The organism is Rhodococcus sp. P14, from assembly GCF_000256505.1.
Lineage (GTDB): Bacteria > Actinomycetota > Actinomycetes > Mycobacteriales > Mycobacteriaceae > Rhodococcus > Rhodococcus ruber.
Window position 1 is genome coordinate 1 of record NZ_AJFC01000313.1, and the last position, 8,967, is coordinate 8,967.

General features: G+C 72.7%; 9 protein-coding genes and 1 pseudogene. 4 read left to right on the forward strand and 6 right to left on the reverse strand.

What is annotated here, in order from left to right; genetic code table 11:
• Positions 1–154 precede the first annotated feature (154 nt).
• The 3 genes from ftsH to OEY_RS0122525 all read left to right on the forward strand — a co-directional run bounded on the left by ftsH (position 155) and on the right by OEY_RS0122525 (position 2,815).
• Positions 155–1,975 carry an ATP-dependent zinc metalloprotease FtsH gene (gene ftsH / locus OEY_RS0122515; protein ID WP_010596019.1) on the forward strand — a complete coding sequence of 607 codons (1,821 nt, stop codon included), beginning with the start codon at positions 155–157 and terminating at the stop codon, positions 1,973–1,975.
• An 83-nt stretch (positions 1,976–2,058) separates the two neighbouring features.
• Complete coding sequence (locus OEY_RS0122520; protein WP_010596020.1) at positions 2,059–2,325, forward strand: hypothetical protein; 267 nt, start codon at positions 2,059–2,061, stop codon at positions 2,323–2,325.
• Positions 2,326–2,344: 19 nt separating this feature from the next.
• Positions 2,345–2,815: a TIGR03668 family PPOX class F420-dependent oxidoreductase gene (locus OEY_RS0122525; protein ID WP_010596021.1), complete on the forward strand. Its 471-nt coding sequence runs from the start codon at positions 2,345–2,347 to the stop codon at positions 2,813–2,815.
• Here OEY_RS0122525 and OEY_RS0122530 read toward each other — a convergent pair.
• The 5 genes from OEY_RS0122530 to OEY_RS0122550 form a co-directional block, all read right to left on the reverse strand.
• Positions 2,762–4,174, reverse strand: coding sequence for an alkaline phosphatase PhoX (locus OEY_RS0122530; RefSeq protein WP_010596022.1), 1,413 nt, complete (start codon positions 4,172–4,174; stop codon positions 2,762–2,764). The two genes, OEY_RS0122525 and OEY_RS0122530, sit on opposite strands and share 54 nt — an antisense overlap.
• Positions 4,175–4,292: 118 nt before the next feature.
• Positions 4,293–4,958: an ArsR/SmtB family transcription factor gene (locus OEY_RS0122535; RefSeq protein ID WP_010596023.1), complete on the reverse strand. Its 666-nt coding sequence runs from the start codon at positions 4,956–4,958 to the stop codon at positions 4,293–4,295.
• Positions 4,951–6,267 (reverse strand): MFS transporter, encoded by a 1,317-nt coding sequence (locus OEY_RS0122540; protein ID WP_010596024.1) that lies wholly within the window; start codon positions 6,265–6,267, stop codon positions 4,951–4,953. Before OEY_RS0122540 ends, OEY_RS0122535 begins: the two co-directional genes overlap by 8 nt.
• A gap of 84 nt (positions 6,268–6,351) precedes the next feature.
• Entirely contained in the window at positions 6,352–7,392 is a 1,041-nt protein-coding gene (locus OEY_RS0122545; RefSeq protein ID WP_010596025.1) for a HoxN/HupN/NixA family nickel/cobalt transporter, read from the reverse strand.
• A gap of 101 nt (positions 7,393–7,493) precedes the next feature.
• Complete coding sequence (locus tag OEY_RS0122550) at positions 7,494–7,733, reverse strand: hypothetical protein (RefSeq protein ID WP_010596026.1); 240 nt, start codon at positions 7,731–7,733, stop codon at positions 7,494–7,496.
• Between the two features lie 190 nt (positions 7,734–7,923).
• Between OEY_RS0122550 and OEY_RS0122555 the strand changes: the two genes are divergently transcribed.
• Positions 7,924–8,256: a hypothetical protein gene (locus tag OEY_RS0122555; protein WP_010596027.1), complete on the forward strand. Its 333-nt coding sequence runs from the start codon at positions 7,924–7,926 to the stop codon at positions 8,254–8,256.
• A gap of 9 nt (positions 8,257–8,265) precedes the next feature.
• Here OEY_RS0122555 and OEY_RS0122560 read toward each other — a convergent pair.
• A pseudogene (locus OEY_RS0122560) lies at positions 8,266–8,967 on the reverse strand (hypothetical protein); the annotation flags it as partial.

An 8,967-nucleotide genomic window follows, 5' to 3' on the forward strand; every position in this document is an offset into this window, starting at 1 on the left:
ATACCGTGGACCCGACACGGACAGGTCAGGGGAGCGCCGGATGATCACGCGAACGAGATTCTTCTCCGTTCATCTCTCGAGGTCGGCGCGATCGGGGCCGCCCCCGGACCCGCCGCCTCCGCCGGCGCCGCCGTCGGGCCTGTGGTGGCAGCTGGTGGCCGTCGCCGTCCTGCTCGGTGGTCTGGTGGTCGCCCTGGCGCTGCAGACCCCGACGTCGAGCACCCTGTCCTACAGCGACTTCGTGGACCGGGTCGACGCGGGCACCGTCCAGCAGGTGACGATCGACGACCGCGGATCGGCCTACGGAACCCTCTCGGACGACACGGAATTCGTCACCCAGCTGCCGACCGCACTGAACCTCGCCGGGCTCGACGCGAAGCTGCGGGCGAAGCAGGTCCAGGTCAGCGCGGAACAGACCGACGACAGCCCGTGGGCCGCGATTCTGCTCAGCATGCTGCCCTTCGTCGTGTTCGCGGGGCTGTTGCTGTGGGTCGGCCGCCGGGCACAGCGCGCCTTCAGCGGCGGCGGCATCGGGGGCATGGGCGCGTTCGGCCGCTCGAAGGCCCGCGTGATCGAGGCGAACCGGCCGACCACGCGCTTCGCGGACGTCGCCGGGTACGACGGCGTCAAGCAGGAGGTCAGCGAGGTCGTCGACTTCCTGCGGGATCCGGAGAAGTACGCGGCCGCCGGCGCGAAGGGCCCCCGCGGGGTGCTGATGATCGGCCCGCCGGGCACCGGCAAGACACTGCTGGCCCGCGCGGTGGCCGGCGAGGCGGAGGTGCGCTTCCTGTCCGTCACGGGCTCGGAGTTCGTGGAGATGTTCGTCGGGGTCGGTGCCTCCCGGGTGCGGGACCTGTTCGAGCAGGCCCGCAAGAGCCCGCCGTCGATCATCTTCATCGACGAGATCGACGCCATCGGCAGCAAGCGCGGCGTCGGGACCTACGCCGGGAACGACGAGCGGGAACAGACGCTCAATCAGTTGCTGGCCGAGATGGACGGCTTCGACCAGAGCGTCGGCATCGTGGTGCTGGCGGCGACGAACCGCCCGGAGGCGCTCGATCCGGCCCTGCTGCGGCCGGGCCGGTTCGACCGCACGGTGGTGATCCCCCTGCCCACCCAGTCGGAACGGGCCGCGATCCTGGCGGTGCACCTGCAGGGCAAACACTTCGGACCCGACGTCGATCTGAGCGTGCTCGCCCGGGCCACCCCGGGCTTCTCGGGTGCGGATCTGGCGAACCTGGTCAACGAGGCCGCCATCAATGCCGTCCGGGACGACCGCACCGTCATCTGCGCCGACGACTTGTCGTCCGCGCGTGACCGCCTGCTGCTCGGACGCCGCGAGAGCGCCAATGCCCTGCTCCCCGACGAACGGACCTCGGTGGCGGTCCACGAATCGGGCCACGCGTTGCTCGCGGCCCTGTGCCCGCACGCCGACCCGGTGGCGAAGGTGACGATCCTGCCCGCGGGCATGGCCCTGGGATCGACCCAGCAGCTACCCGAGGTCGAACGCCACCTCTACAGCGAGGGATATCTCAACGACCTGCTCACCGTCCGGGTCGGGGGGCGGGCCGCGGAGCTCGTCGTGTTCGGGGAGGGGTCGACCGGTGCCGCCGACGACCTGAGCGGCGCGACCCGCATCGCCGTGCGCATGGTGCGGGAATTCGGGCTGTCCGAAGCGTTCGGCCCGGTGGGGTACGGGTCGGGCGACCCCAACTACCTGCATGCCGACACCAGTGAGCGCAGCCTCGTGCGGCCCTACTCGGAACACACCCAGCAGCTCGTGGACCGCGAGGTCGCCCGGCTGCTGCGGGCCGCCGAGGAACGGGCCGTCGCGCTCCTGACGCAGCACCGGGCGGCGCTGGACCGGCTGGCCGCGATCCTCGTCGAGGAGGAGACCGTCGACGGCGAGGTCGTACTCGACGTGCTGCGGGCGGAGGCGGACGGCGCCCGGCCGCAGCGCCTCGGCACCACCTGAGCGGCGCGCGGGCCGGATCGCACTGTGCCGACATGATTTGCCGCGCCGACATGATTTGCCGCGCGGTGGGGAAACCGGTCTGCATGGCACCTCTCCCCGACCCCGCGACGATCCGGCGCTACCGCATCCATGCGACCCCCGACGGTCACCGGTGGGTGATCGGCACCCACGATCCGTCGCTCGGCATCGATTTCGGGCCGGGCCCGGAGGCGGAGGCCTGGGCGCGGGAGGCCTGCGCCGACCTGGAATCTCCGCCGCCGCAGAACCTGTACAACTGGCGGCCGGTGCCCCCGGGGCTCACGGGCTCGCGGTTCGGGCCCGACCGGGGCATGCCCGGGCCGAGGAGATGACCGCCGGCATGCGCCTACCGTGAACGAGGTGGACGCCCGTGCTCTCGTCACCACGGCCCGCGTCGCCCGGCTGGCCACGACCGGACCGGACGGGCGGCCGCACCTCGTGCCGATCGTGTTCGCGCTCGTCGGCGACGCGCTCTACACCTGCGTCGACGACAAGCCGAAGACGACGAGACGGTTGCGGCGCCTGCGCAACATCGAGAACGACCCGCGGGTGGCGGTGCTCGTCGACCACTACGACGACGACTGGTCCCGGCTGTGGTGGGTCCGTCTCGACGGCACGGCCACCGTCCACGATCCGCGCTCGGAGCTCGGCTCGGCCGGTCTCGCGGCGCTGGCCGTCAAGTACGCGCAGTACCGCGCGGCGCGCCCGTCGGGACCGGTGCTCCGGATCGACGGGCTGCGCTGGCGGTCGTGGTCCGCGGGCGGCGGCTCAGCCGATCGGGCGACGCCACGGCCCGGTGATCGCGAGGGTCAGGCCGGGTGACTGGATGTTGACGAACAGGGTCCTGCCGTCGGCGCTGAAGGCGGGCCCGCAGAACTCGCTGTCGTTGAGTTCGTTGCGTGCGATCGTGAACGGCTTCCCCTCGGCGGTGACGCCGATGAGGTGGCTGATGCCGTCGCCGTCCTCGGCGAGTATCACCCCGCCGTACGGCGAGACGGTGATGTTGTCGGGACCGTCGTAGTTGCCGGTGTCGACGGACGGGTCGGGGTTGACCCCGAACAGCGTCTTCAGCGTGACCGTCTGCGAGGCCGGATCGAAGAACCACACCTGGCCGTCGTGTTCGGCGATGCTGCCGTCGCTCGTGCGGGCGTAGCTGGCGACGAAGTAGGCGCCGCCGTCGCCCCACCACTGGCCCTCGAGCTTGCGGCTGCGGGTCACCTGGTCGGCGGCGAACTGCTCGCGCACCGGTGTGGTGGCGGCGTCGCGGTCGGGGACGTCGACCCACCGCACGGTGTAGCGCACCCCCGGCTCGGTGGCCTGCGACAGGTCGGGCACGTGCGCGCCGCCGTCGAAGCAGGCCATCGCCTGCAGGCTGCCCGCGGTGTCGCCGCCGGGCGACTGGGCGAGTTCACGCAGGGCACCCGGCCCGCCCCGGAAACCCTGCGGGGGCGTCCACCGGTAGAACAGGCCGTTGGGCTCGTCGGCGTCCTCGGTGAGGTAGATCGCGCCGGTGGCCGGGTCCACGGCGACCGCCTCGTGCGCGTACCGGCCGAGGAACTTCAGCGGCACCGGGCTCTTGCCGCGGTTGGCGTCCTGGCTCGCGGGGTCGACCTCGAACACGTAGCCGTGATCGAGCGTGAATCCCTTCGAGCCGGCCCGGTCCTCGGTCTCCTCGCACGTCAGCCACGTGCCCCACGGGGTGATGCCGCCGGCGCAGTTGTTCACGGTGCCGGCGAGGCTGACGTACTGGCCGGTGCGCTGCCCGTTCGGGCTCACGGTGACGGTGGTGGTGCCGCCGCGCGCGCCGGGGTCGTAGGTCAGGCCGTCGACGACGGGCACGCCGAACGGCTCGTCCTTGCCGATCTCGTGGTTGGTCACGATCGTGGAACCGTTGCCGTGCGCGAACACACCGTTGGCGTCGGGATCGCTGGGGACGGGCGTGCCGTCGTCGAGGGTCGTCTCCCCGGAGCGCGACACCACGGTGTACGAGAACCCTACGGGCAGAGCGAGAATGCGCTGGGGATCCGGGACGAGCGGGCCGTAGCCGATCGCCCCGCCGGGGACTGCGGACGCGAGTCCGGGACGGACGAGCGCCTCGACGCTGCCGGCGAGGGCCACGCCGAGGCCGGCCAGTGCGGTGCGCCCGAGGAATCCCCGGCGGTTCAGTGGTGCCGTCGTCACTGTTCTCGATACCTCCATCGATGCGGTCGGGTCCTCCGGACCGTAGGTGCCGGAAAGCCCGGTTCCGTGGCCGGCGGGTGACCGCGAATCGAACCGGAGGCGAACGTCGCGGGGGCGGTCAGGCGACGTCGGAGTCGACGGGCAGCCCGGCGAGTCGCCACTCGAGCACACCGTCGGCGGCGCGCCGGGCCGGCACACCGTGGGTGCGCAGCAGCCGGACGGCGTCGTGGGCGAGCACGCAGTACCGGCCGCGGCAGTAGGCGACGATCTCCCGGTCCGCCGGCAGGTCGGCGAGCCGCTCGGTCAGCTCGTCCAGCGGCACGTGCAGTGCGCCGGGCAGGTGCCCTGCGGCGTACTCGGCGGCGGGGCGCACGTCGAGCAGGACCACCTCGCCTGTCTCGAGGCGGTGCAGAAGTTCCTCGGTGTCGACGGCGGCGGTGTCGTCCGGGCCGAGGTAGGCGCGCCGGGCGAGCTCGGTGTGCGGGCGGTGCCGCTGGGCCACGCGACGCAGGGTGTCCCACAGTTCGGCGACGTCGTCCCCGGCGAGCGAGTAGAAGATCCGTTTGCCGTCGCGGCGGGACCGCACCAGCCCGGCCGCGCGCAGGGTCTGCAGGTGCGCCGAACAGGTGCTCACGCCGAGCCCGGCGGCGGCGGCGAGCTCGTCGACGCTGCGCGGTCCCTGCGCGAGCAGGTCGAGCAGTTCCAGACGTGCGGGATTGCCGAGCACCTTGCCGACGGCGGCGAACTCGGTGTACAGCGCGTCCTTGGCGGCTCGGTCAGCCACGGGTGGGTCCTTCCTGTGGGGCGCGGGTGGGCCGGGGATGCGTTTCGTACATGCGCACCGCGACGACCAGTCCGGACAGGGCGGTCAGCGCGGCCACGACCCACACGGCGGCGTGGATGCCGAACGCGTCGGCGACGACACCGGCCAGCAGGGCGCCGGCCGCGAAGCCGCCGTCGCGCCAGAGCCGGTACACGCCCACGGCCCGGGCCCGCCAGGCGGGATGGGCGACGTCGCCGATCGAGGCGAGCAGGGTCGGGTAGACCAGCGCGGTGCCCGCGCCGAGCGCGGCCGCGGCGATCGCCCACGGCAGGAAGGAGTCCGAGACGGCGATCACGGCCAGGGCGAGCGCCTGCAGCCACATGCCGGCGACGATCATCCACTTGCGGCCCCACCGGTCCGACAGTGCACCGGTGACCAGCTGGCCGACTCCCCACACGGCCGGGTACAGCGCCGCGAGGATGCCGATCCGGCCGACGGACAGGCCGGCCGCGGCGAACAGGATGGGGAACAGCCCCCAGGCGAGGCCGTCGTTGAGGTTGTTGACCAGCCCGGCCTGGCTGGCCGAGGACAGGGCCGGTTCCTTGAAGCTGGTCTGGACGAGCACCTGCCGGTCGGTGAGCTTGTCGTGCAGGTGGTCGTGGCGTCCGTCGGCGCGGGCGACGTGGCCGACGGCCTCGAGACGCGCGTATTCGCGGGTCTCCTTCACGGCGAGGGTGGACAGTCCCAGACCGAGAGCCGCGAAGGCGATGCCGAGCAGGAAGGGCGCGGGCCGCAGCCCGTAGGCCTCGGCCAGATACCCGGTGGCCAGCGCGGTCGCGGCGACGGCGGCATACCCGGCGGCCTCGTTCAGTCCCATCGCGAATCCCCGCCGGGCCGGGCCGACGAGGTCGATCTTCATCACCACGGTGGTGGACCAGGTCAGTCCCTGGCTGATGCCGAGCAGCACGTTGGCGAAGATCACCCAGCCCCACGAGGGTGCCCAGATGAGCAGCAGCGGCACCGGGAGGGCGACCAGCCACCCGGCGACGAGCACCGGTTTGCGCCCGTACCGGTCGGAGAAGGTGCCGGCGAAGTAGTTGGTGATCGCCTTCGACAGGCCGAAGACGAGGATGAACGACAGCCCGGCGGTGTAGGCGCGGATGCCGAATTCCTCCTCGGCGAGCAGCGGCAGCACGGTGCGTTCCTGACCGAGCATGCCGCCGACGAGCGCGTTGACGACCACCAGCAGGGTGAACTGGGCGAGGTTGCGGCGCAGGCCCAGTCCGATCTGCTTGTCGGGCGGGGCGGTGGGTGGCGTGGAGGTGTTCATGAGCGCCTTCCGGGACCTGTCGTATCGGACCGTACGATACAACATTCTACGGAATTATGGAATGTCCCGGAGTGCCCGCCGCGGTCAGCTCACGACCGCGGAGCCCCGGCGTGCCCACAGCGTCACCGCGGCCGCAACCCAGATCGCGGCGAACCCCGCCGCGAGCCACCACCCCGCGTGCGCGAGGTCCACGCCCGCGGCCCAGGACGCGACGGGCTGATACCCCGGCAGCAGTTCGTCGACCGCGGACAGCGTGATGATCGCGCCGAGCACACCGGCGGCGACCACGGACACGGCGGTGACGACGACGTTGAACATCTGCCGATCGCGGCTGGGGATCTGCGCCGATCCGTACATCCGCACCATGGCGATCCCGTTGACCCCGTCGACGGCGGTCATCCCGGCCGCGAAGCACAGCGGCAGGCACAGCACCAGCCAGGTGGCGGCGCCCGAGAGGCTCGCCGTCACCGCGAGCGCGATCAGACCCACCGACGAGGCGGTGTCGAAACCGAGACCGAACAGGAAGCCCAGGACGTAGACGTGGCGGGGATGACGCACCCGTCGCAGCGGCGCCGACAGGACCCGCGCCGCCGCGGACGAGTGCACCTCGTCGGTACCGCAACGCCGGGCGGCGAGCGTGCCGCGCAACGCAACCGCGTTGACCCCGGCGACGAGCAGCAGGAAGCCGCCCGCCACGGCGGCACCGAAGGTCCCCAGGGCGGTGGCGGTCGCACCCTCGCCCGCCAGCAGACCGGTGGTCGACCCGATCCCGGCGACGACCGCCGACGTCGCCAGCAGCACGACGCTGCTGTGGCCGAGACTGAACGCCAGCCCCACCCCTACGGGGCGGCGCCCCTCGGCGACGAACTTGCGGATCGCGTTGTCGATGCCCGCGATGTGGTCCGCGTCGAGTGCGTGTCGGGCGCCCAGACCGTAGGCCGACAGGGCCACCCCGAGGGTGAGCGCGTCGCCGGCCGTGAGACGGGCCAGACCGAGCAGCCCGAAACCGAGCGCGTGGACCAGGACGACCGCGGCCACCGTGGCGGCGACACGCACCCGGGCGGGGGCGTGGGTGCGGACGTCCGAGCGCACGTAGTGCCACGGCGGCGAACCCGGTTGCGGCATCCCGGTCTCCCTTCTCCGGTCGTCTGTCGTAACTCACCGCGATGCCGGCGTGGGCCGACCGCGAGTGCACGGGCACACCCGCCGCGGGCGATCGAGGTGGGTCAGCGCAGGCTTTCCGCGTGCCGGACCGTCGTCTCCAGGTGCCGATCGACGCTGCGCAGGTCGAGTCGCGCGTCGGCGAGGAGGTCGAGGATCTCGAGGAGCGCGGCTTCGGCGGAGTCGCCGTGGGAATGCCGGTCGATGCGTCCGAACTCCTCGCTGAGCTCCTGGATCCGCCGGTCGAACCCGTGCAGATCCGCACGCAACTGCGAGGCCTGCCGGGCCAGCTCGGGAGTACTCATGGGCGGAACCGTCCTTCGAGTCGACGCGCGGGGTGTGCCCCCATCGTGGTGGACCGGGAGAGCCGGCGCCACGGATTCGGCCCGCGCCGGTTCGACCGGATCGACCCGCGGAATCACCTGTGCGATCCTTGCCCGAGTGGGATAATCACCGCCGAGCTACCGGTAATGCACCGCGGGGAGGCGTGGGGAGATGGATCCGGGACGGCAGAGCTTCGGTGTGCACAGGTGGTCGGACGAGCACCTGGATCGGCTGGTGGGAGAGAACCCCACGGACGGCGTGCTCGAGCGGAGCGGCCAGGTCCACGCCGCCCGGATCGAAGCGGCCCGCAGACGCGACGGCGGAACGTTCGACTGGACCGGCCTCGTCGAGGACCCCACCGATCCGGATCGCCGCCTCGATCCCCTGGTGCTGTCCCTGCCGACCGGCGTGACCGAAGAGCAGGTGCACGCGGCCCTGCTGGGCCGGGCGCGCGTCCTGTACGGGCCGCACGTGCTGATCGGGCACGTCTGCGCCCGCGACTGACCGCCGGGCTCACGGGCCGTCGAAGGCCGTGAATCCCGCCTCGGACAGCGACGTGCGGAAGCGGTCCCCGGCCGGTCCGAGCCGGGTGATCCACACCAGCACCTCCGACATCGGTGCCGCCGTCGCCGCCACCGGGATGCGCGTGATGCCCTCGTCGAGCGTGGCGGTGCCGACCACCTGGGACAGGTGGAGGGGACCGCCCCCGGCCGGGGCCGTCCGGATCTCGACGCGCGAACCGGCGCTGAGACTGTCGATCCACACCTCACCGAGCCGCACCGGTTGCGCGAACGCGACCGTCAGACCCAGTCCGGCCCGTCCCGCGGGGAGCTGACGCGGATACAGTTCGGTGCTCCACGCCGTGTTCGGGTTCCCGTCGACCGCCAGGTCGGCCGTCACGGCGTTGTCCGCCGCGCCCTCCTGCGCATGGGCACGCACCGCGCGGGGGACGACGGGGCCGGCGGTCCCGCCCTCCGTCGGGGGCGACGCGGCGGCGACCACCGGAAGCGTCGCCGGCGATGCCGACTCGGCACGCGGTCCGCTCAGCGCGGTGCCGGCCACCCAGCCGACCGCCGCGAGACACGCCACGCCCACCAGCGCCACCACGGCCGGCACCGCCGCACTGCGACGGGCGGTGGCCGGGGGCGGCTCCGGCTCCCGTGCGGGTGCCGCGGTCTCGGCCACCGGTTCCGGACGGGGCGGCGGGGCCCCCCG